The organism is Duganella margarita (genome assembly GCF_009857535.1).
Taxonomy (GTDB): Bacteria; Pseudomonadota; Gammaproteobacteria; order Burkholderiales; family Burkholderiaceae_D; genus Rugamonas; species Rugamonas margarita.
This window is the reverse complement of record NZ_WWCS01000038.1, coordinates 1-22,702: the sequence shown is the minus strand read 5'-3', so window position 1 is coordinate 22,702 and position 22,702 is coordinate 1. Positions and strand designations below refer to the sequence as shown.

Annotated in this window: 19 protein-coding genes, 1 rRNA gene and 1 riboswitch; of the genes, 15 read left to right on the top strand and 5 right to left on the bottom strand. The window is 64.0% G+C overall.

The genetic code is table 11. The features are described from left to right. The first annotated feature begins 374 nt into the window (after nt 1-374). From cobT to bluB, 14 genes are all read left to right on the top strand, one after another. A complete protein-coding gene (gene cobT / locus GTP55_RS28315) occupies nt 375-1,400 on the top strand; it encodes a nicotinate-nucleotide--dimethylbenzimidazole phosphoribosyltransferase (RefSeq protein WP_161048111.1) in 1,026 nt (341 codons plus the stop codon). A 14-nt stretch (nt 1,401-1,414) separates the two neighbouring features. Further along, nucleotides 1,415-2,197 (top strand): adenosylcobinamide-GDP ribazoletransferase, encoded by a 783-nt coding sequence (locus GTP55_RS28310; RefSeq protein WP_161048110.1) that lies wholly within the window; start codon nt 1,415-1,417, stop codon nt 2,195-2,197. After that, nucleotides 2,194-2,727, top strand: a complete 534-nt coding sequence (locus GTP55_RS28305; RefSeq protein ID WP_161048109.1) for a histidine phosphatase family protein — start codon at nt 2,194-2,196, stop codon at nt 2,725-2,727. The genes GTP55_RS28310 and GTP55_RS28305 overlap by 4 nt, the downstream gene beginning before the upstream one ends. Next, nucleotides 2,722-2,950, top strand: a riboswitch (cobalamin riboswitch). (Overlaps the previous gene by 6 nt.) A gap of 72 nt (nt 2,951-3,022) precedes the next feature. Further along, nucleotides 3,023-4,879, top strand: a complete 1,857-nt coding sequence (locus GTP55_RS28300) for a TonB-dependent receptor domain-containing protein (protein ID WP_161048108.1) — start codon at nt 3,023-3,025, stop codon at nt 4,877-4,879. 57 nt (nt 4,880-4,936) lie between these two features. Further along, complete coding sequence (locus GTP55_RS28295; protein WP_161048107.1) at nt 4,937-5,959, top strand: FecCD family ABC transporter permease; 1,023 nt, start codon at nt 4,937-4,939, stop codon at nt 5,957-5,959. Then, nucleotides 5,959-6,732, top strand: a complete 774-nt coding sequence (locus tag GTP55_RS28290; RefSeq protein ID WP_161048113.1) for an ABC transporter ATP-binding protein — start codon at nt 5,959-5,961, stop codon at nt 6,730-6,732. The genes GTP55_RS28295 and GTP55_RS28290 overlap by 1 nt, the downstream gene beginning before the upstream one ends. After that, nucleotides 6,729-7,334, top strand: coding sequence for a cob(I)yrinic acid a,c-diamide adenosyltransferase (cobO, locus tag GTP55_RS28285; RefSeq protein ID WP_161048106.1), 606 nt, complete (start codon nt 6,729-6,731; stop codon nt 7,332-7,334). Before GTP55_RS28290 ends, cobO begins: the two co-directional genes overlap by 4 nt. Beyond that, on the top strand, nt 7,328-8,617 hold the full coding sequence (locus tag GTP55_RS28280) for a cobyrinic acid a,c-diamide synthase CobB (RefSeq protein WP_161048105.1): 1,290 nt from the start codon (nt 7,328-7,330) through the stop codon (nt 8,615-8,617). The genes cobO and GTP55_RS28280 overlap by 7 nt, the downstream gene beginning before the upstream one ends. Beyond that, nucleotides 8,614-9,162, top strand: a complete 549-nt coding sequence (gene cobU, locus GTP55_RS28275; RefSeq protein WP_161048104.1) for a bifunctional adenosylcobinamide kinase/adenosylcobinamide-phosphate guanylyltransferase — start codon at nt 8,614-8,616, stop codon at nt 9,160-9,162. Before GTP55_RS28280 ends, cobU begins: the two co-directional genes overlap by 4 nt. A gap of 2 nt (nt 9,163-9,164) precedes the next feature. Continuing rightward, nucleotides 9,165-10,124 (top strand): adenosylcobinamide-phosphate synthase CbiB, encoded by a 960-nt coding sequence (cbiB, locus tag GTP55_RS28270; RefSeq protein WP_161048103.1) that lies wholly within the window; start codon nt 9,165-9,167, stop codon nt 10,122-10,124. Beyond that, on the top strand, nt 10,117-11,097 hold the full coding sequence (gene cobD / locus GTP55_RS28265) for a threonine-phosphate decarboxylase CobD (protein ID WP_161048102.1): 981 nt from the start codon (nt 10,117-10,119) through the stop codon (nt 11,095-11,097). Before cbiB ends, cobD begins: the two co-directional genes overlap by 8 nt. 41 nt (nt 11,098-11,138) lie before the next feature. Beyond that, complete coding sequence (locus GTP55_RS28260) at nt 11,139-12,035, top strand: cobalamin-binding protein (protein WP_161048112.1); 897 nt, start codon at nt 11,139-11,141, stop codon at nt 12,033-12,035. A gap of 1 nt (nt 12,036) precedes the next feature. Further along, nucleotides 12,037-13,485: a cobyric acid synthase gene (locus GTP55_RS28255; RefSeq protein WP_161048101.1), complete on the top strand. Its 1,449-nt coding sequence runs from the start codon at nt 12,037-12,039 to the stop codon at nt 13,483-13,485. Continuing rightward, the gene (gene bluB, locus GTP55_RS28250) at nt 13,482-14,135 is read left to right on the top strand and encodes a 5,6-dimethylbenzimidazole synthase (RefSeq protein ID WP_161048100.1); all 654 of its coding nucleotides are present in this window, start codon (nt 13,482-13,484) and stop codon (nt 14,133-14,135) included. The genes GTP55_RS28255 and bluB overlap by 4 nt, the downstream gene beginning before the upstream one ends. A 5-nt stretch (nt 14,136-14,140) precedes the next feature. Here bluB and GTP55_RS28245 read toward each other — a convergent pair whose 3' ends face one another. Then, nucleotides 14,141-15,853: an alkaline phosphatase D family protein gene (locus tag GTP55_RS28245; RefSeq protein WP_161048099.1), complete on the bottom strand. Its 1,713-nt coding sequence runs from the start codon at nt 15,851-15,853 to the stop codon at nt 14,141-14,143. A gap of 96 nt (nt 15,854-15,949) precedes the next feature. On the opposite strand from GTP55_RS28245, the gene GTP55_RS28240 reads away from it, so the two are divergent. Next, a complete protein-coding gene (locus GTP55_RS28240; RefSeq protein WP_161048098.1) occupies nt 15,950-17,380 on the top strand; it encodes a DHA2 family efflux MFS transporter permease subunit in 1,431 nt (476 codons plus the stop codon). Here the strand turns inward: GTP55_RS28240 and GTP55_RS28235 are convergent. The 4 genes from GTP55_RS28235 to rrf all read right to left on the bottom strand — a co-directional run bounded on the left by GTP55_RS28235 (nt 17,340) and on the right by rrf (nt 22,696). Beyond that, a complete protein-coding gene (locus GTP55_RS28235) occupies nt 17,340-18,260 on the bottom strand; it encodes a phytanoyl-CoA dioxygenase family protein (RefSeq protein WP_161048097.1) in 921 nt (306 codons plus the stop codon). The two genes, GTP55_RS28240 and GTP55_RS28235, sit on opposite strands and share 41 nt — an antisense overlap. Nucleotides 18,261-18,327: 67 nt before the next feature. Next, nucleotides 18,328-20,268: a beta strand repeat-containing protein gene (locus tag GTP55_RS28230; protein WP_229258205.1), complete on the bottom strand. Its 1,941-nt coding sequence runs from the start codon at nt 20,266-20,268 to the stop codon at nt 18,328-18,330. Between the two features lie 168 nt (nt 20,269-20,436). Next, nucleotides 20,437-22,467, bottom strand: a complete 2,031-nt coding sequence (locus tag GTP55_RS28225) for an esterase-like activity of phytase family protein (protein ID WP_161048095.1) — start codon at nt 22,465-22,467, stop codon at nt 20,437-20,439. A 116-nt stretch (nt 22,468-22,583) separates the two neighbouring features. Continuing rightward, nucleotides 22,584-22,696, bottom strand: a 5S ribosomal RNA gene (gene rrf, locus GTP55_RS28220). Nucleotides 22,697-22,702: the final 6 nt, after the last annotated feature.

The following is a 22,702-nucleotide window of genomic DNA, read 5'->3' as shown; positions in this document are numbered from 1 at the left end:
ATCAAACTCTTTAGTTTAATCTCTGTTTGTGACCACTGCTGGTCACTGGTTCGCTCTTCTCAAAAATACTGACAGTATTTCTACTGAATATTTCTTTGTTGAGCATTTAATGCTTTTTGTTGCAGCACCAAATGCCCACACTTATCGACTGTAAATTTTTAAAGATCGTTGTCTTGTATTGCTAGCTGAGGAAGCGTTTTGTTCATCAGCCAAGAAGGAAGAGTATGAAGCATTTTCAGCATTTCGTCAACCTTCTTTTTTTCTCACTCAACGCTGCATTTGCATGTGTTGTTTCGTGAGGGACAGAATCATAACAAGGGCCAGCCAGTCTGGCAAGGGTAGAATACGAAATTCTTCGATTCATATGCTGCCTCATGTCCATCTCCCCTACTCATAACGAAGCACTCGCCGCCCAACTCGATCGCGCTATTAATAACAAGACCAAGCCGCTGGGCAGCCTGGGCGTGCTGGAGGCGCTGGCCAGGCAGATCGGCCTGATCCAGAACACCCGCGACATCGCACTGACCAAGCCTTCCATACTAGTGTTCGCCGCCGACCACGGCGTGGTAGCCGAAGGCATCTCCGCCTACCCGCAGGACGTGACCTGGCAGATGGTCGAAAACTTCCTGGCACGCGGCGCCGCCATTAATGTCTTCGCGGCGCAGAACCACTGCGAGCTGCGCGTCATCGACGCCGGCGTCAATCACGACTTCGGCCCGCGCGACGGCCTGACCGACCGCAAGCTGGCGCACGGCACCCGCAACTTCGCCCACGAACCGGCCATGAGCCGCGACCTGTGCCAGACCGCGCTGGCGGCCGGCATGGCGCTGGCCTCGGAACTGGAAGGCAATGTGGTCGGCTTCGGCGAAATGGGCATAGGTAACACCACCGCTGCCGCCGCGCTGATGCACAAGCTGACCGGCATCCCGGTGGCGCAATGCGTCGGCGCCGGCACTGGCCTGTCGGCCGACGGCATCCTGCATAAACAACGCGTGATCGAGGCGGCCGTCGCCAGGCATGCGCACGCCACCGAGGCGCTGGACGTGCTGGCCACTTTCGGCGGACTGGAAATCGCCATGATGGCCGGCGCCATGCTGAAGGCGGCGGAACTGCGCAAGATCCTGCTGATCGACGGCTTTATCGTCACCAGCGCGCTGCTGGTCGCCGCCCGCATGCATCCGGCGATCCTGGACTACTGCGTGTTCGCCCACTGCTCGGACGAAAACGGCCACAAACAAATGCTGGATGCGCTGGGCGCCAGGCCGCTGCTCAATCTCGGCCTGCGCCTTGGCGAAGGCACCGGCTGCGCGCTGGCGCTGCCGCTGCTGCACGCCGCCGTCAACTTCCTGAACCAGATGGCCACCTTCGAGTCGGCCCAGGTCAGCGAAAAGTCCGAGTAAGGCCGGCACACAGCATGCACCAGCTACGCCTGTTCTTCACCGCGCTGCAGTTCTTCACCCGCCTGCCGATTCCACGCTGGGTGGGTTTCGATCCTGCGTGGCTGAACCAGGCCTCGCGCTACTTCCCGCTGGTGGGCGTGCTGGTGGCGCTGATCGCCGGGGCGGCCTACGCGCTGGCCGCCTGTTTCCTGCCGGCGCCGGTGGCCGTGGTGATCTCCACCGCAGTCGGCATCTACACCACCGGCGCGTTCCACGAAGACGGCTTTGCCGATATGTGCGACGGCTTCGGAGGCGGCATGACGCCGGAGCGCGTGCTGGAGATCATGAAGGATTCGCGCATCGGCGCGTATGGCGCCATCGGCACCATCTGCATGCTGGGCCTCAAGCTGGTGACGCTGTCCCTGCTGCCGCCGCTGGCCGCCATCGGCGCGCTGCTGGTGGCGCATCCGCTTTCGCGCTTGATGGCGACCTCGCTGATCTGGCGTCTCGACTACGCGCGCGCCGAAGGCAAGGCCAAGCCGCTGGCGCAAAAAATGCGCGGCAGCGAATTCCTGATCGCCGCCATCACGGCCATCGTACCGGCGCTGGTAGTCATTGAGTTGCGCTGGCTGCCGCCGGCCGCGCTGGTCAGCGGCGTGATCGTCGCCGCCATCGCCGCCTGGTGGCTGGCGCGCAAATGCGTGCGCCGCATCGGCGGCTATACGGGCGACTGCCTCGGCGCGGTCCAGCAAGTCACTGAAGTTATGTTCTACCTGTGCGCGCTGGCCAGCTTCCAGCATGGCGCCCTGCCGGTATGAAGTTGATACTGGTCCGCCACCCGAAGCCGCTGGTGGCGCCGGGCGTCTGCTACGGCAGCACCGACCTCGCCATCGCGCCCGGCCAGCTGGAACAGACACTGGCCGCACTCCATCTGCCCGCCGGCCTCCCTATCTACTCTAGTCCCCTGCGCCGCTGCGCCGAACTGGCCGTGCGCCTGACGCCAGCGCCGCTCTATGACAGCCGCCTGGTGGAGATGCACTTCGGCGCCTGGGAGATGCAGCCGTGGGACAGCATCCCGCGCGCCGACATCGACGCCTGGGCCGCCGACATGGTCCACTACCATCCAGGCGGCGGCGAAAGCGTGCTGCAGATGGCCGAACGCATCGGCGCCTTCTATATAGACGTGCAGCGCCAGCACGCTCAGGCCATCGTCATCTGCCACGCCGGCGCCATGCGTTTGCTGACCGCCTGCCACGCCGGACTGCCGCCTGCGGCGATGGCGCTGCAAGCCGCGCAAGCCGCCCATCAAATCCCTTACGGCGCCATGTTGACCCTGAACCCCGTATAATGTGCGGGTTTTGGTGCTCGCGTGCCTGTCCAGGCGCGCAGTTAAACGGGAAACACGAAGCGATACAAAAACGCTAACGTGTGCTGCCCCCGCAACGGTAAACAAGTGTCGCAATCTGTGTTCAGCGCGACAAACCTCCTCCAGCAACCACTGTGCCACGGCATGGGAAGGTGAGGCGGTGCCACTTGCCAGCCCGGATACCGGCCAAACCAGGTGGAAGCGACGCCAATGCCGCGCTTCTGTTCACAATTGGCCCACGGGGACGTAGGCCAGTTGGCATTAATAGAAAAATATCATGACCCTTCGTATTTCCCGTCCTGCGACCCTGACGTCGCTGGCATTCGCCATGGCCGCCTGCCATGCGCACGCTGAACCAGTCACCGCCACCGATGCCGTCGTCGTCACCGCCACCCGCACGCCACAGCCGCTGGCCAACGTTATCAGCGACACCATCACCATCGGCCCTGAGCAGATCGCCCAAGCCGGCGCCGGCTCCATCATCGATCTGCTGAAACGCCAGCGCGGCATCGAGATCGCCCGTAACGGCGGCGCCGGCACCGCGTCCAGCGTCTACATCCGCGGCGCCAACAGCAACCAGAATATCGTGCTGGTCGACGGCGTGCGCATCGGTTCCTCGACCACCGGCGCCGCCAACTGGAGCGCGATTCCGCTGACCGCCATCGACCATATCGAAATCGTCTACGGCCCATTGAGCTCCCTGTACGGCGCCGACGCCATCGGCGGCGTGATCCAGATCTTCACCAAGAAGGGCCAGGGCGCGCCGGCACTGACGGCCTTCGCCGGCTACGGCAGCGACAAGACGCGCGAAGCCGACGCCACGCTGTCCGGCGCCACCGGCGGTGAGCACAGCTTCAACTACGCCATCAGCGCAGGCAAAGAAAAGTCGGACGGCTTCTCGGCCACCCGCCCTGGCACCACCTCGTACAACGCGGACCGCGACGGCTACGACAAGGAAAACGCCTCCGGCCAGTTCGGCGTGCAGATCGCACCTGGCTATGAAGCCGGCGCGCTGTTCTTGCACAGCAAACTGGAATCGCAGTACGACAGCGGCGCTTCCGCCTACGATGTGCGCAGCAAGGCCGAACTGGAAACCGCCGCCGTGTACGGCAAGGCCAAGTTCCTGCCGAACGTAGACACCCTGCTGCAATACGCGGAAAGCCAGGACAAGGGCCAGAACTGGAGCAGCGCCGCCGCAGCCGGTTACTCGCGCATCGACACCAAGCAGACCGACATCACACTGCAAAACGATGTGCGCATCGGCGCCGACGTGCTGCAAGTGCTGTACGACCACCGCAAGGAAGAAGTCTCGACCAACGGCGACACTGCGCTGAACCGCGACCGCACTACCAACTCGTGGGCCGCTTCGTACAACGCGCGCCGTGGCGCCAACCTGCTGAACGCCAGCATCCGCCGCGACAATTCGGTGTATGGCTCGAAGAACACCGGCTCGATCGGCTACGGCTACGACATCACCTCGCAGCTGCGCGCCACCGCCAGCTACGGCACCAGCTTCCGCGCGCCGACCTACAACGAGTTGTATTACTCGGGCTACGGCAATCCGGCCAACAAGCCGGAACAAGGCAAGAATGCGGAACTCGGCCTGCGCTGGGACGATGGCGTCAATGCGCTCAGCGCCAGCTACTACCATAACCGCCTGACCGATCTGCTGGTCAGCACCACGCCATGTCCTTATGCCGGCTACAAATCCAGCTGCGTTTACAACGTCAATGAGGCGCTGCTGGAAGGCGTGACCATCGCCGGCGCCACGCGCGTGGCGGGTGTCAACCTGGCCGCCAACCTCGACCTGCAAGATCCAAAGGACGAGACCAGCGGCAAGCGTCTGGCGCGTCGCGCCAAAAAGCACGGCAACGTGACTGCCGACTACAGCATCGGCGCGCTGAAGACCGGCGTGGAACTGGAGTTCTCCGGCGACCGCTATGATGACGCGGCCAACAAGAATCGCCTCGGCGGCTACGGCCTGGTGAATCTGTACGCTACCTACAGTTTCACGCGTGACTGGTCGGCGCTGGTCCGCTGGAACAACATCGGCGACAAGCAGTATGACCTGGCGCGCTTCTACGCCACGCCGGGTTCCAAGGTGTTTGCCGGACTGCGTTACGGCTACAAATAATGGTGTAACCTGCCGGGGTTGCATTCCCGCCCCGGCAGTTCTTTTTGAAAGCAGTGCATGCATTCTTTCTCCCGCAATCTGCAACAGCGCGCCGTCATCACCATGGCCGGCTTGCTGCTGTTCGCGTTTGCCGGCCTGATTTTCTCAGGCATGACCGGTTCGGTCCCTATTCCGCTTTCCGATATTCCCGCAGCGCTCAATGAGCTGCTGCATGGCCAGACCGCGTCGCTCGCGGCCACCCTGCTCGACCTGCGCCTCAGCCGCGCGGTGTCCGCGTTCGTTACCGGCGCCGCGCTGTCGCTGGCCGGCGCGATGATGCAGGCGCTGTTGCGCAACCCGCTGGCGGATCCCTATGTCCTTGGCTTGTCTGCCGGCGCCTCTGTCGGCGCGCTGGCCGCGCTGCTGTTCATGTGCGCCGCCTGGATGGTGGATGCCGCCGCATTCGGCGGCGCCGTCGCCGTCTCCATGATGCTGTACGTGCTGGCCCGGCGCGACCTGCGCGGCGGTACGGCGGCGGAAGGCGGCACCGCCCTGCTGCTGCTGACCGGCGCGATTTTGTCCTCCGCCTGCATGGCGTTGGTGACGCTGATGCTGTCCATCGCGCCGGAGAGCCGCCTGCGCGGCATGGTGTTCTGGATCATCGGCGATTTGTCCGGCACGCAGATGCGATGGATGCCGTGGGTGGTGCTGATCGCCGCGCTGGCCTTCGCCCTGCGCAACGCGCGCGCCATGAACGTGATGGCGCTGCACGCGGAAGCCGCCGCCACGCTGGGCATCCGCGTCGGCGCGCTGCGCAAAGGCCTGTTCTTCGTCTCCGGCCTGCTAACCGCGAGCGCCGTCACCAGCGCCGGCAGCATCGGCTTCGTCGGTCTGATCGTGCCGCACGCCTGCCGCTTCGCGGTCGGTCCCGATCACCGCATCCTGATCCCGGCCGCCACCATTGGCGGCGGCACCTTCCTGATGCTGGCCGATACGCTGGCCCGCACCGCCATCGCGCCGCAGCAGTTGCCGGTGGGCGTGGTGACGGCGCTGATCGGCGCGCCGGTGTTCCTGTACCAACTGCACCGCCTACGCAAATGATGATCAGCACCCACCAACTTTCACTGAGCGCCGGCCAGCGCCAGCTGGTCAAGGATCTCGACTGGCAGGTGCACGAAGGCGAATGCTGGAGCATCATCGGCCGCAATGGCGCCGGCAAGAGCACCTTGATGCGCGCGCTGGCGGGACTGCGGCCGCCGGAAGCCGGCCACGTTTCGCTGAGCGGCCGCCCGCTGGCCGAATGGCCGCTGGAGGAACTGGCGCGTCAGCGCGCCTTCCTGGCGCAGAGCCGCAGCGACGCCTTTTCCTACAGCGTGATCGAAACCGTGCTGTCGGCGCGCCATCCGTATCACGGCAACCGCTACTGGGAAGACAGCGACGATCACGCCATCGCCATCAGGTCGCTGGAAGCGATGGAAGTGGCAGAGTTGCAGTCGCGCGATGTGCGCACGCTGTCCGGCGGCGAACGTCAGCGGGTGGCGATTGCCGCCATGCTGGCGCAGGATACGCCACTGCTGCTGCTCGACGAACCGGCCAACGCGCTCGATCTGGCGCATCAGGTCAGCGTGATGAACATCCTGGCGCGCCTGTGCCGCGAGCAGGGCAAGACCGCCGTCATGATCGGCCATGACCTGACGCTGGCGCACAGCGTTTCAACCCACGCGCTGCTGCTGAAGGGCGACGGCCGCTGGCTGGCCGGCACCCGAGAAGACGTGATGCAGGCCGACCTGCTAGGCGATTATCTCGGCCACCCTATCGAAGCTATCCAGCACGGCAAGCGCACTATATTTATTCCAAAAGAGGACACCCTATGAGCGACGACATCAACGAACGCCATCGCGTGCGCATGGAACGCAAGAAAGCGATTATCGACGCCAAGATCGCTGCCGCCGACAAACAGATCGGCATCATCATCGTCAACACCGGCAACGGCAAGGGCAAGAGCTCCAGCGCCTTCGGCATGGCCATCCGCGCCATGGGCCACGGCATGAAAGTCGGCGTGGTGCAGTTCATCAAAGGCGCTTTGCAGACCGGCGAGGAGCGCTTCCTGCGCCGCTTCCCCGAGGAGATCAGTTTCCACGCCATGGGCGAAGGCTACACCTGGGAGACGCAGAACCGCGAACGCGATATCGCCAAGGCGCAGCTGGCGTGGGAACAGGCGAAACTGTTCCTGGCCGATCCCGAAATCGGCCTGGTGGTGTTCGATGAACTGAACATCGCCCTCAAATACAAATACCTGGACGTGGACACCGTCATCAACGACCTGCTGGCGCGCCCAGCGCTGCAGCACGTGGTGATCACCGGGCGTGGCGCGCCGCCGGAATTGATCGAGATCGCCGACACCGTCACCGAAATGGATGTGGTGAAGCACGCCTTCAAGGCGGGCATCGGGGCGCAGGCAGGGACCGAATGGTAAAGGCGCTGCTGATTGCCGCCGTCTCGTCGGGACAAGGCAAGACTACCGTCACTGCCGCGCTGGCGCGCAAGCTGGTCCGGTTGGGCAAGCGCGTGCGCGTGTTCAAATGCGGGCCGGATTTCATCGACCCGATGCTGCTGGAACGCGCCAGCGGCGCGCCGGTGCGTTCGCTCGACCTGTGGATGGTTGGCCAGGAACTGTGCAGCCAGCAGCTGTCGCAAGCCGCCGCCGAGGCGGACGTGATCCTGATCGAAGGCGTCATGGGGCTGTACGATGGCACGCCCTCTTCCGCCGACCTGGCGCGCGCGTTCGGCGTGCCGGTGATGGCGGTGATCGATGCCGGCTCGATGGCGCAAACCGCTGGCGCGCTGGTGCACGGGCTGCGCGACTACGGTCCGGTGGAGATGGCCGGCGTGATCGCCAACCGCATCGCCAGCGAAGGCCACGCCAGGATGGTGGCCACCTCGCTGCGCGATATTCCGCTGTTTGCCACGCTGCCGAAACAAACCCGCTCGCTGCCGGAGCGTCATCTGGGTCTGGTGTTGCCGGGTGAAGTCAGCGATATCGACCAGCTGCTCGACGACCTGGCCGACCAGCTGGCGTTTGACGAAGCCGCGTGGAACCAGCTGCGCGACGTGGACATCGCCCCGGCGCCGGCCGCCGAAGCGCTGCCCGCAGCGCTGGCCGGCAAAACCGTCGCCATCGCGCGTGATGCGGCTTTCATGTTCCTGTATCCAGCCAATGTCGACATGCTGCGCGCGCTCGGCGCGACGCTGACCTTCTTCTCGCCGCTGACCAATGAGCCGGTGCCGGCGCAAGCCGATGCGGTTTACCTGCCCGGCGGTTACCCGGAGCTGCATGCGGAGCAGCTGTCGCAGGCCGCCGCGTGGCAGACATCGATCCGCGCCGCCCATGCATCCGGCACGCCAATCGTCGCCGAATGCGGCGGCATGATGGCGCTGGCCGATACGCTGGCCGACCAAGCCGGCGCAGTGTGGACGATGGCCGGCCTGCTGCCCGGCGCTGTGGCAATGCAGCCACGTTTGGCCGGTCTCGGGTCGCAAGGCTTGCCGACGCCACAGGGCGTCCTGCGCGGCCACACTTTTCACTACTCCAAACTGGAGACCAAAGTGGCGCCGGCGGCGTACACTGTCAAACATCCCTCCGCTATACAGGGCGAAGCCTGGTATCGCGTTGGTTCGCTGACGGCTTCGTATTTCCACGCCTATTTCCCATCCAATCCGGCGGCAGTCGCCGCCTTGTTCTTGAGGAGTGAGACATGACACGTACACTGGTTCTGGGCGGCGCGCGCTCGGGCAAAAGCGCCTACGCAGAGCGCCTGGCCGCCGAATCGGGCAAGGAAGTGGTTTACATCGCCACCGCCACCGCAGGCGATAGCGAAATGGCGTCGCGCATCGCGCATCACCGCGCCGGCCGTCCCGCCGAATGGATCACCGTCGAAGAGCCGCTGGCACTCGGCAACCAGCTGCTGCGCTGGTCCTCGCCGGAACGGCTGATCATGGTGGATTGCCTGACGCTCTGGCTCAGCAACCTGCTGTTCAGCGGCGGCCAGCAATATCCGGATGTCGGCGAGATCGCGCTGCCCGCCCTGTTCCACGAACAGCAGGACATGCTGGCCAGCGCGCTGACCAAATGCGCCAGCGACGTGGTGCTGGTGTCGAACGAAGTTGGCCTGGGCATCATGCCGATGGGCGCGGTGTCGCGCTGCTTCATGGATGAACAGGGACGTCTGAACCAGTCGGTTGCCGCTATCTGCGACCGCGCGGTGTTTGTCGCCGCCGGCCTGCCGCTGGTCTTAAAAGGATAACTGTGCTGAGTGGATTGAGTTTTTCCACCATCGCGTTGTTGATGGTGGTGGGCGTGCTACTGGATTTATGGTGGGGCGAAGTGCGCCGCTGGCATCCGCTGGTCGGTTTCGGCAATTGGGCGATCGCGCTGGAGCGGCGTCTGAACAAAAACGACCATCGCTTCGCGCGCGGCGTGCTGGCCTGGATGCTGGCCGTGCTGCCATTAACCGCACTGGCCGCGCTGCTGGTGTGGGCGATGGCCCTGCCGCTGGCGCAAGCCGCCGCTCACGTCCTGATGCTCTACTTCTGCCTCGGCATGCGCAGCCTGCGCGACCATAACCTGCCGATCGCCGACGCGCTGGCGCAGCACGACCTGCCGAACGCGCGCCGTCTCACCTCCTACATCGTCAGCCGCGATACCACCAGCGCCAGCGAAATGGAACTGACCAAGGCCAGCGCCGAATCGCTGCTGGAGAACGGTAACGATGCGGTGTTCGGCACGCTGTTCTGGTTTATCGTCGCCGGTGGTCCGGGTGCGGTGCTGTTCCGCATGGCGAATACGCTGGATGCGATGTGGGGCTATCGCACGCCGCGCTTCCTGAAATTCGGCTGCGCCGCCGCGCGCATCGACGACGCACTCAATTACATGCCGGCGCGATTAACGGCGCTTTCTTATGTGCTGCTGGCGCCCGGCCTGCAAGGCAAGCGCCGCGCATGGCAGTGCTGGCGCGCGCAAGCGCCGACCTGGGATAGCCCGAACGCCGGCCCGGTGATGTCCAGCGGCGCCGGCGCGCTGGGCGTGCAGTTGGGCGGCGCGGCGATTTATCACGGCGAACTCGAACATCGTCCGACGCTGGGCGACGGTCCGCCCGCAGTCGGCGCGGACATCAACCGCGCCTGGCAACTGGTGGCGCGTACAACGGCGCTGTGGCTGGCCATCGCCTGCACGGCTGCGGTATTGATGGAGTACGCGCATGCTTGAACACGGCGGCAATCTGCGCGACGCCGCGAAGCGCTTCGGCCACGATGACTGGGTCGATCTGTCGACCGGCATCAATCCGCGCTGGTATCCTGCGCCGCAGGTAGCCGGCAATGCGTGGCACCGGTTGCCGGAGCCTGATCCGGCGCTGCTCGCAGCAGCGCAAGCTTTCTACGGCGCGCCGCAGATGCTGCCGGTGGCCGGCACGCAGGCGGCGATACAGGCGCTGCCTCGCCTGCGCGCGCCATCGCGCGTTGCAGTCAGCGCGCCATCCTACGCCGAGCATGCGCACCACTGGGCCAGGCACGGACACACGATGACGCTGACACCGTACGACGAACTGCCGGCGGCCATCGCGCAGCATGACGTAGTGGTCGTCGTCAATCCGAACAATCCCACCGGTGCGGTAGTGCCGGCAGCGCAGTTGCTGGAATGGGCCGGCCAGTTGGCAGCGCGTGGCGGCTGGCTGGTGGTGGACGAAGCATTTGGCGATACGGCGCAGGAAATCAGCGTGGCGGCGCACACTGCGCAGCCAGGGCTGATCGTGCTGCGCTCCGTGGGCAAGTTCTTCGGCCTGGCCGGCATCCGGCTCGGCTTCGTCGCCGCGCATGCGGATCTGCTGAGCGACCTGGCCGACCTGCTGGGCCCATGGACCATCAGCGGCCCGGCGCAGCAGATCGCCCATGCGGCGCTGAGCGACAACGCATGGCAGGCAGCCACCCGCGAAAAGCTGCACGCCAACGGCGAACGCCTGCGCGCGCTGCTGGCCGCACATGGCATCCAGTCCAGCGGCACGCCGCTATTCCAGTGGTGGGCCGAAGCGCAGCCGGAAGCGTTCTGGCAGCACATGGCGGAACGCGGCATCTGGGTACGACTCTTCACACACGCGGCACGCGGCATCCGCCTCGGCCTGCCGCCGGACGAAGCAGGCTGGCAGCGCCTGCACGCAGCACTCAACGAATGGAGCAAACGATGAACACCAAACCGATCACGCAGCGCAGCGCAGCCTCGCTGGCAATGCGCATTGCCGCCGCCGCGCTGCTTGCCGCGACTGTGGCTGTAGCGGTCACCGCATCAGCATCAGCATCCGCTGCCCCGATCACCGTGCGCGACGACGACGGCAACGTCGTCACGCTGCAAAAGCCTGCGCAGCGCGTGATCGCCATGGCGCCGCATGTGACGGAACTGCTGTTCGCGGCCGGCGCGGGCGACAAGATCGTCGGCGCCGTCACCTACAGCGACTATCCCGAAGCCGCCAAGAAAATCCCCCGTGTCGGCGACAACCGCCTGATCGACATGGAGCGCGTAGCCGCCATGAAGCCGGACCTGATCGTGATCTGGATGCACGGCGGCTTTGAACGCCAGATCGAAGGCCTGCACAAGCTGGGCGTGCCGCTGTTCCACAGCGAGCCGACCAAACTGGAAGGCATCGCCGACAACGTCGAGCGCCTCGGCCAGTTGATGGGCACCGACACTGTCGCCAACGCCACCGCCGCCGACATCCGCCAGCAATTCGCCACGCTGACCAAGCAGTATTCCAACCGCCCGCCGGTGCGCCTGTTCTATCAAGTGTGGGACAAGCCGCTGTACACGCTGAACGGCAAGTCCATTGTCAGCGACTCGATCCGCCTGTGCGGCGGCGTCAATATCTTCGCCGACCAGAAAGTCACCGCACCGGTAGTCAGCATCGAATCGGTGCTGCAAGCGAATCCGGAAGCCATCATCGGCACCAGCGAAAAAGACTACGGCAGCGTCGATCTGTGGAAGCCATACGGCACCCTGCTGGCGGTCCAGAAGAACAACCTGTTCCGGCTGGACGGCGATCAGCTGAACCGCGCGGGCCCGCGCATGTTGGCCGGCACCAAAGCCCTGTGCGAAAAAATCGACGAAGCCCGCCAGCATCGCAAGAATTGATATGAGCTTTCCCTACTCCACCCTGATGATCCAGGGGACCACCTCGGACGCCGGCAAAAGCACGGTCGTGGCAGCGCTATGCCGTCTGCTCAAGCGCCGTGGCGTGCGCGTTGTGCCCTTCAAGCCGCAGAACATGGCGCTCAACAGCGCCGTCACGGCGGACGGCGGCGAAATCGGCCGCGCGCAAGCGCTGCAAGCCATCGCCGCCGGCCTGCCGCCGCACACAGATATGAACCCGATCCTGCTCAAGCCATCGAGCGACATCGGCGCGCAAGTCATCATCCACGGCAAGGTACGCGCCGAGATGAACGCGCGAGATTATCACCAATACAAAACCGTCGCCATGCAGGCCGTGCTCGAATCGCATGAACGACTGCTGCAGCAATACGACTGCGTGGTTGTGGAAGGCGCCGGCAGCCCGGCCGAAATCAACCTGCGCGACCGCGACATCGCCAACATGGGCTTCGCCGAAAAAGTCGACTGCCCGGTGATACTGGTGGCAGACATCGACCGTGGCGGCGTGTTCGCCCACATCGTCGGTACGCTGTCCTGTTTGTCGGAGAGCGAACGCCGGCGCATCATCGGCTTTGTCATCAACCGCTTCCGCGGCGACATCAAGCTGCTGGAGCCTGGCCTGGAATGGCTGGAGCAGCAAACCGGCAAGCCGGTGCTGGCGGTACTGCCCTATCTGCATGGCCTGTTCCTTGACGCCGAAGACGCCGTGCAGCCGGTGCAAGCTTCGCGCGGCGCTTTCCGCGTGGCGGTCCCCAGCCTGCCGCGCATGAGCAATCACACCGACTTCGACGCGCTGCGCGCCCACCCGGACGTTGACCTGCACTTCGTGCGCGCAGGCCAGCCGATACCGCAAGCCGACCTGATCATCCTCCCCGGCAGCAAGAACACGCGCGGCGACCTGGCCTGGCTGCGCGCGCAAGGCTGGGAAGCGCACATCCAGCGCCACCTGCGCTACGGCGGCAAAGTGATCGGCGTCTGCGGCGGCTTCCAGATGCTGGGCCGCGAAGTCACCGACCCGCTGGGCATGGAAGGCAAGGCCGGCGCATCAACCGCCCTCGGCCTGCTCGACATGGCCACCGAAATGCGTCCGGAAAAACGGCTGATGCAGGTGCAGGGCGTATGCGCATTCGGCGACACGCAGGCACCGGTCATCGGCTACGAAATCCACATGGGCGTCTCCACCGGCGGCGCGTTGGCCACGCCGGCCTTCTTCATTGATGGCCGCCCGGAAGGCGCGCTGTCGGCCGATGGCCAGATACTCGGCACCTACCTGCATGGCCTGTTCGACACGCCGCAAGCCATCAGCGCCCTGCTGCAATGGGCCGGCCTCAATTCGGACAACACGGTGGACACCTCCGCCCTGCGCGAAGCCAGCCTGGATCGTATCGCCGACGCCACCCAGCCCCTCCTTGACGCACTACTCGCCATTCAATGAATCCGCACGCCTATAGCGACGCCGAAGTCTCCGGCGTCTACCGCGCCATCCGCGAACGCCGTGATGTGCGCCACTTCAAATCAGGGCCGCTGGAACCGGGCCAGCTGGAACGCTTCCTCGGCGCCGCACACAATGGTCCCAGCGTCGGCTACATGCAGCCATGGCGCTTCGTCCGCATCACCGATCCGGCGCTACGCGCGCGCATTCACCAGCATGTCAATGAAGAGCGCATCAAGACCGCCGAAGCGCTGGGCCAGCGCGCCGACGATTTCATGAAGCTCAAGGTGGAAGGCATACTGGAATGCGCGGAGGTGCTGGTGGTGGGCCTGATCGACAAGCGTGATCAATACATCTTCGGCCGCCGCACCATGCCGGAAATGGATCTGGCATCGGCCGCCTGCGCGCTGCAAAACTTCTGGCTGGCCGCGCGCGCGGAAGGCATCGGCGCCGGCTGGGTGTCGATGTTCGATCCGCAGCAATTGCGCGACATCGTCGGCATGCCCGAAGGCAGCCAGCCAATCGCCGTGCTGTGCGTCGGGCAGGTGCATGAGTTCTACACCGCGCCGATGCTGGAACTGGAAAAGTGGGACCAGCGCCGCCCGCTCACCGAAATCCTGTTCGAGAACCGCTGGGACAACACGGCCACATAGGCCAACTAAGCTCCCTGGCATTCCTCGATGCGGCGGTTGCCCGGCCCAGGCAGCACGCGCAGGCTGCGCTCCGTCGCCGCCGTGTACTCATGCTTGAACACCGTATCGACAAAGCGCCAGTCGCAGCGCACCTGCTCATGGCTGGCGGTGACGATCATGTAACCGCGCTTGCTGGTCTGCGCGTAGTACAACGGTTCGATCAGTTCCACCATCATGGCCGCCACGTCTTCCGGATCCCGGTCCGGATAGCTGCCCTCCATGCCCGGCGATGACACCGACGCCGTCGCAAACTCCACACCCACCTGCTTGCCCTGCGCGTCGTGCAGATCGCTGGCCCAAGCGTTGTGCGTATCACCGGCCAGCACCACCAGGTTCTTGCGGTGTTTCTGCATTATCTCGAATACTTGTTCGCGGTCGGCCTGATAGCCGTCCCACGAGTCCAGGTAGCACGGCAAGGTAGAACCCGATAACCAGCGCTGCTCCTTGACATTGACGCAGGAAGGATCGGCAGCCACGCGCCTCTTCAGCGCCGCATAATCGGAGCGATTGCATTCGCCCATCACCACGGCGGCCGGATACTCCATGCGCGCCATCAGCACCTGCTGCCCCAGCATCTGCCAGCGCGCGGTGGAGCGGCTGACTTGTCCTTCCAGCCACGCCATCTGCTCATGGCCGATCATCTGGCGGCGCGGCGAACACACATCCTGCTTGTACTTCTCCGCATCGAAGTGTCTGTGCTCGTCGTAATAGGACGACATCATCAGTTGCTGGTCACGCGCGATCAAACGCGTATCCAGCATATGCAGCGAAACGATGCCGCCGAAGTCGAATGACCGATAGATCTTGTCCGGCGCCGCCATATCCGGCACGCGGATCGGCATCCATTCATGATACGCCGTCAGCGCCGCCTGTTTGCGCAGCGCGAACGGCCCATACTTGCTGGTCTTGTGATCGACAGAGCCATCGCGCCAGGTATCGTCGGCGAATTCGTGGTCGTCCCAAACTGCGATGAAGGGCATGGCCGCATGCACCGCCTGCAAATCCGGATCGGAGCGGTACTGCGCATAGCGGCGACGATAATCCTCCAGCCGCAGCAGCAGTTCGCGCGGTTCGGACAAACGTCCGAGAGTTTCCGCATTGCCGCAGGCGTAGCCGGTGCTTTCGTATTCGTAGATGTAGTCGCCAATGTGCAGCGCGGCGTCGATGTCGTTCTGGCGCGCCGCATCGGCGTACACGTTGAAATACCCCGCCGGATAATTCGAGCATGAAAACACCGCCAGCTTGACCTGCCGCGCATCGCCACGCGGCAGCGTCTTGGTGCGTCCCACAACCGACTTGTCGCCATCCACCGCAAACTGGTAATAATAGACGTGCCCCGGCAACAGGCCGGCAGCGTCCACCTTCACCGTGTAGTCCTGCTGCGCGGAGGCGACCACACTGCCATGCGCGATCACCTGCTGCATGGCCGCGTCAGTCGCCATCTGCCAGCGCACGGCGATGTCGCCCGTATGCGCCGGCGTCACGCGAGTCCACAGGATCACGCGGTCGCTCAGTGGATCGCCACTGGCCACGCCATGCCGGAAGCCGGCCGCGACGCCGTCGGCCATGCCGGAAGCGGTGCTGGTGCAGCCGCCCAGACCCGCTGCGCCAACGCCCAGCAACGCAGTGGATGCAGCCATCTGGCGGATAAAGGTGCGGCGTGGTGACTTGCTATCCATGTCTACTCCCCATTGGATCTGGCGATGTCCGCAACTTACGCCCTAATCGTGACACCCTTATGACGACAGGTTTTGTTTTGTGTGACAATCACGCCTATGAATCCCATCGCCACCGCCTCCGCCAAGCGCTACCTGCCCTGGGTCGTCGCTACTACCCTCTTCATGGAGCAGCTGGACTCCACCGTCGTCAACACCGCCATCCCCGCGATGGCGGCCAGCCTGAATGTGACGCCACTGAGTCTGAAGGCAGTGGTCACCAGCTACATTCTCAGCCTGGCGGTGTCGATTCCCGTCAGCGGCTGGATGGCGGACCGCTTCGGCACGCGCCGCGTGTTCATGACCGCGATTGCCATTTTCACCATCGCCTCGGTGCTGTGCGGGCTGTCGGTCAATTCGCCGATGCTGGTGGCGTCACGGCTGCTGCAAGGCTTTGGCGCGGCGATGATGATGCCGGTCGGGCGCCTGACCATCGTCCGCACCTTCCCCAAGAACGAGCTGCTGGCGGCGATGAACTTCGTCATCATCCCGGCGTTGATCGGTCCTTTGCTCGGTCCCACCATTGGCGGCTTGATCGTGCACTGGATGACGTGGCGTGACATCTTCTTCATCAACGTGCCGGTGGCGCTGGTGGCGCTGTTCCTCGCGCACAAACACATGCCCGACTACCGCGAAGACAATCCGCGGCCGCTGGATTTCGTTGGACTGGTTTTATTCGGCACCGGCATCGCGCTGCTGTCATGGCTGCTGGAAGTCTTCGGCGAACATAAGCTGGACGTGACCTCCGCCTCGGTGCTGCTGTTCATCTCCTGCGCGCTGCTCGCCGCTTACGTGTGGCATGCGCAGGATGCGGAATTCCCCTTGCTGCGACTGGCCTTGTTCAAGATCCGCACCTTCCGCGTGTCGGTGGCCGGCGGCTTCGTCACGCGCATCGGCGTCGGCGGCCTGCCGTTCCTGCTGCCGCTGTTGTATCAACTGGGCCTCGGCCTGCCGGCGTGGCAATCGGGCTTGCTGATGATGCCGTCCGCTGCGGCGGCCATGGGCATGAAGGCGATCGCATCACGCGTGCTGGGCCGCTTCGGCTATCGCCAGGTGCTGACTGTGAATACGCTGCTGATCGGCGTCACCATCAGCATGTTCACCTTTGTGCAGCAAGGCACGCCGCTGTATGTGATCGTGGCGATCAGCCTGTGCTTGGGCTTCTTCAATTCGCTGCAATTCTCCAGCATGAACACCATCGCCTACGCCGACGTGGATGGCAGCAATTCCAGCATGGCCAGCACCATCGCCAGCTCGATGCAGCAGCTGTCGGCCAGCTTTGGCCTGGCGGCTGGTTCGCTGATCACCGGCTGGTTCCTCGGCGACCTGCCGCAGTCCAACCGCGTGGCGCTGACCTCGGCGCTGCATCATGCGTTCATCGCGCTGGCGGTGCTGACGGTGTTGTCGTCGTTCACCTTCTGGACCTTGCGCAAGACCGACGGCGAAGCCATCAGCCATGCGAAGCAGAAGGACGAAGAATCAGGCGATTGACATACGGGTCCAGCAGCAGCGGGCCCAGGTAACGTTCCGGCGCGTAGCGATAGGCGTAGCTCGGCAGCAGCGAATACTGGATCTGTAACATCAGGCGCGGCTGCAGGGCCGGGGCCGCCCCCTTGTGGATGCCAGCGGTATCCACCGCAAAGCAGAAGCCGCGCGTGCCAGTGGCGGTCAGCAGCATGTCGGCGCTGTGCGCGCTGGAGATTTCGCTGTCGCTGTAGAAGCGCAGCCGCATCGGCGCCTGCGTCAGATGGCTGCCGTGCAGATAGACGTGCGGCCCGGCGCCGTCATCCACATCGGTCAGGTAGACCAGCACCTTCAGGTAGCGCCAGTCCTCGGAGTCGCGGTGAAAGGCTTGCAAGGCGCTGTCGTCGCCCGGCACCGGAAACGACCAGCGCAAACCCAGCGCGGAAATGGTCGGCTTGCACTCCATATAGCGCGCAGCCAGGCCCAGCAGCGGCGGGCTGTTCGCCAGCGCCAAAATATGCGGACAAGCAATCACATCGCCCAGTTGATAGTCGGCCACACGCACGCCATCGACACGCTGGGCCAGCGTAAAACCGGGACGCTCCCGGTCGCGGTCGGTCAGCAGCTTGTCGCTGAGCCAGGCGCGGATTTCATCGCACTGGGTGCCGTCCAGCAGGTTGCCGAGCGGGGCATAGCCGCTGCGGCGCAAATCGGCCAGCGCCGCATCTTCGGCAGGCGTATCCGCGTAAAGTTCTTTGCCGGAACCCTGCCGCAGCCGTACCGCGCCACTCAGCGCGCGCACCACCAGCCGGCGCAGCGTGGGATAGGTCACGATGCGCTGACTGTAATACAACAAGCTCTGGAGCGGGGCAAAACGGCGGCCGGGTTTCAGCTGCGCATATTCCATTGGGTTTTCCTCCCAGGGTCATCCCTGAGAAGGTAGCAATCCGGCGGCGAGCCCGCCTTGATATCGGCTAAACCTTGGTGCGGCGGCGACGCGCCATCACGGCCATCAGCCCGAGGCCGGCGACCAGCATGGCGTAGGTGCCCGGCTCCGGCACGGCGGCCAGCACCGTGGTGTAAGTGCCATCGTAGGCGTAGGTCGCGCCGCCGCCATTGATGTGGGTGGCGCCCAGCAACGCCAGGAAGCTGGTGTCGGCCGAATAATCACCCAGCAGGCGGAAGGCATACACGCCCGAGGCCGCCTCGGTGAAAGTCAACGTTTTGCCGCTGACAATCGCGCCGAGGCCGCCGAAGGTCAGCGACGAACCGCCCAGCAGCACCGATGAGTCGCCGCTCAGCGACAGGCTGGCGAAGGCCTGGCCTTGCGTGCCGGCGTTGGTCAGGCGCAGCGTGCCGCCATTGAGCACCAGCACGCTGCTTGCCGACAGGCGTTGTGCGCCGTCCAGCGTCAGCATGCCGCCGCTCAGTTCGGTGGTGCCGCTGTAGCTGCTGACGCCGGAGAACGTCACGTTGCCGCTCTGGATTTCCACCTTGCTGAAATTGCTGATTGCGCCAGCGTAGGCAAAGCTGTTGCCGGCGCCGGCAGTGATGGTCAGCGTGTTCTGGCTGCCGCTGCCGCCGTCGATGCTGCCGCTGACAGCGCCGCCGGTAATCGTCACGCTGTTCTTGCCACTGCCCAGCGCAATCGCTTTGCCGCTGCTGGCGCCGTTGATGATGCCGCCGCTCACGATGACGGTATTGTCGGCATTGCCAAGGATAGCGGCATTGAGCGCGCCGCCGCCGAAGATCGAGGCGCCGCTGTTGTTGTAGATCGTCACCGTATGGCCGCTGGCCGCGCCCACCACCACGATGCCGGAATCGCTCTGGCCACGGATCACACCGCCGCTGAGGTTGGTGATGGTGGCATCGGCGTACAGCCCTTCGCGGCCGCCGGCGGCCAGGTCGTTGCCGGCCAGGGTGATGCCCCGGCCTACCGCATTGGTGTTGCCAGCGCTGACAAGGCCTTCGATCAGGCCCGAATTGCTGATGCGGCCACCGCCCACGCTGATGCCTTCGCTAAACGCCACGCCGTCGGCCACCGCACTGAAGGCGTTGATGGAACGGATGGTGCCGCTGTTGCTAATGTCGACCAGACCATCGACATCAATGCCGTCGCCGTCACCGGTGATGCCCTGGCCGGTGATGGTGCCGTAGTTGACGATGGTGGCCAGCTGCTTGCTGTTGAAGCCGTCCACATTGATGCCGGACCCGTTCAGGCCGCGAATCGTGGCGCCGGCACTATTACTCACGTTGAGCGCAAACAGCGTGGCCGTGTCCACTTGGGCGCCGGTAATGCCGTGCCGGCCGCCCTCGATCACGCCGCCTGACAGATTAAATACCTGCAAGCCGGAGGCGTTTTGCGCATCGATGCCGTCGCTGCCTTTGCCGTCGGCCTTGGTGATGTTGGACTGGATCTTGCCGCTGTTGTTGACCACGCCGTTGACGCCGGTACGCACGGCGTCGGCATCGGTGGCCTTGAGCAGGCCGCCGGCCAGATTGTTGATCACGTTGGCGCCACTGGTCATACTGCCGAAGTCCACCGCCTGCGCGCCGCCTGCGCTGGCGTTCAGCGAAATCATCGAACCGGAATTGTTCAGGGTCACGCCGGCCTTGGCCTTGTTCATCTGAATCACATCGGCGTCGGCGGTCTGCATCACCGCGCCGGTGGCGTTATTGATGGTCAGGTTCTTGACGCCGGTGTTGTCGCGGATCGCGCGGCCAGTACCAGTCTGCAGGATGGTGCCGAAGTTGTTCAGCGTGGCGTTATCGCCGCTGATGGTAATGGCGACTTTTTCGTCGCCATTGGTCAGCGAACTGCCGGCCAAAATCGTGCCTTTTTCACCCGTGCTCAGCGTTTGCAGCGTCTTGCTGGCGCCGTTGATGGTGAAATCGGCCGCAGTCGCCATTCCCATAGGCAGGGCTGCGAGCAGCAGGAATTGAATGGCAGAAGCTGATTTCGGCAATGCGATCGACATGGTGGCGTCCCGTTTGAGTTATGAGCAAACGTGCAATATCCCATAGAGTTATTACAAGCTTGTGACAACTGTATGACGGAACGCCTCCCGCGCCGCGCTTAAAACTTAGAACGTCGTCAGCGCCTTGCCGAACTTGATCAGCCACAGACGGCTTGGACGCTCCGCATCCGTGCCGCGCGCCACGCGAATGGTGTTGGCCGCATTGCAGCCAGCCGCGCTGCTGGTGATGATGACGCCGTTCGCATCGACATTGCACTTGGTGACATCGGCATCTTCAATCGCTTTGCCGCTGGCGTCGAACAACTTGGTCTTCATGCCGAAGTCGTTGTCGTTGGCCAGTGCGAGCGTGTTACCGTCGACGATGGTCAGGCCTTCCGCCTTCTCCGCCAGCCAGCCGATGGCGTTCAGATCCAGCAGCAGGGTTTTCTTCAGCGTGGTCACGGCTTTCCAGTCGGCGCCGTTGACGGCCGCGCCGCCCATGCTGCTTTTCTCCAGGTCGGAGGTGGTGACGTTGAAGCCGGCCGCCGCGATATCGGTCGCGCTGCCGATCTCCACCAGCATCAGCTTGTTGAACACTTTGCCGCTCGGCGCCGCGCCCTGCTCGATCACGATGAATTTGCCGTTGCCCAGTGCGACCACGTCGCCCAACTTGGCGTTGCCGGTACGGCCGTCCTGATAATCGGCGCCGTCCAGCGGATAGGCGTACATCTTGCCGGCCTTCCCGGTGGTTGGATCGAACTCGGTCCAGCGGGTAAAGCGCGCATAGCGTTCGATCAGCTCGCTCTTGCCGGTGACGGTATACGCGGTGCTACCATCGCTCAGCGGGCTTTGCAGGAAGCCGTGCAGCTTGTCGGTGCTGGTGTCCAGCGCCAGACCTTCCATGCCGCGGTTGGCGCGGCGTTTCAGGAAAATGTCCGGCAGGCCGCTGCCCGGTGCGTACTTGTTCAGAATGATGCCGGTGGCCGGATCGATCTTGACGATGAATGGACCGTACTCATCCGAAACCCACAGCACGTTACGCTTCTTATCGACGACGATGGCTTCCGTATCGAGGCCGTTAGCGTCAAACGTGGCTTTACTGTTGGCGTTGTATTTCATCTCATCCATCACTGGCAATTCGGCCGAATTGCCGAGTGTGCCAGGTGGGATCGCCAGCCCGGAAGTCTTTACTGTGGCCGATGCCTTGATCGGCGTGGACGACGCCAGCACCGCGCCGGCCTTGCCGACGGTGATTACGCCGAACGATGGCGCAAAGCTCGGCGACGGGAAAATCTTGGCGCCGGTAACGCCGGAGCCGCTCAGCGATGGCAGGTTGGGACCGTCGCCATTCGGGCCGCGGTCGGTCAGGCCGTAGAACTCCAGGTCGCCATTGGCGTTGGCGCCCTTGAACGCCAGCGAAGAACCGTAGGAAGGCAGGAAGCCCAGCGGGAATTCTTCCTTGACCTTGGCATTCGTGCCTTCGTATGGGATGTAATAGCTGGCGGCGGCCTGCATCTGGTAGCGGGTAACGGTCACCGCGACCGCGCCCAGCGGCGTGGTCTGGCTGAAACTTTCATTGACCGGCGCGCCGAGCTTGGACGCCAGCGTGTCTTCAAAGTGTTCGCGTACCAGCGCGCGGCGGGTATCGTCGATGGTGCGCGCGGCGTACTTGGCGCCGGCGGCGGCCAGGTTGGCGTTCATCGCGGTGTTGAAGACATCGGCGGTGGCGGTAAAGTCGGCGCTCTTTCCGGCTAGCGCGGTCTTCACGTCGGCGTTCAGCTTGATGCCGTTGGATGGGTCGCTGTCGTCATCCAGCAATTGCAACGCCAGCAGGCGGTTGATGACTTTGACGTTCTTGATGTCGGTGGTGCCGGCCAGTTCCAGCGGCGTGATGCTCGGCGCGCACAGTGCGCTGCCCAGGTTGATGCCGCCGACGCTGAAGGTGACGGTGTCGCCGGCGTAGCAGGTGTATTCGCCCTTGGCATTGGTGGTGGCCTTTGCGGAGGTGCCGGAGACGTAGTCGAGGTTCTCTACCGTGTTGTCCAGGAAGACGCCGGTGATCGACGGTTTAGCGGCCGGTTGGCTGCTGTCATCGCTGCCCCCGCAGCCTGCCAGGACGGAAAATACCGCAAGCGACACCAAGGAGAATTTTTTCATGCTGATCTCTACTCTAATTATAAGATCAGCAAGCTTAGCGGCGTTACGTTACACGCCTGTGACACACGCAAAAAAGCCCCGACCGGATTACCGGACGGGGCTTCTTCTAATAACTAGCTTGACGATAACCTACTTTCACACTGGTTGCAGCACTATCATCGGCGTAGAGTCGTTTCACGGTCCTGTTCGGGATGGGAAGGGGTGGGACCGACTTACTATGGTCATCAAGCTTTGA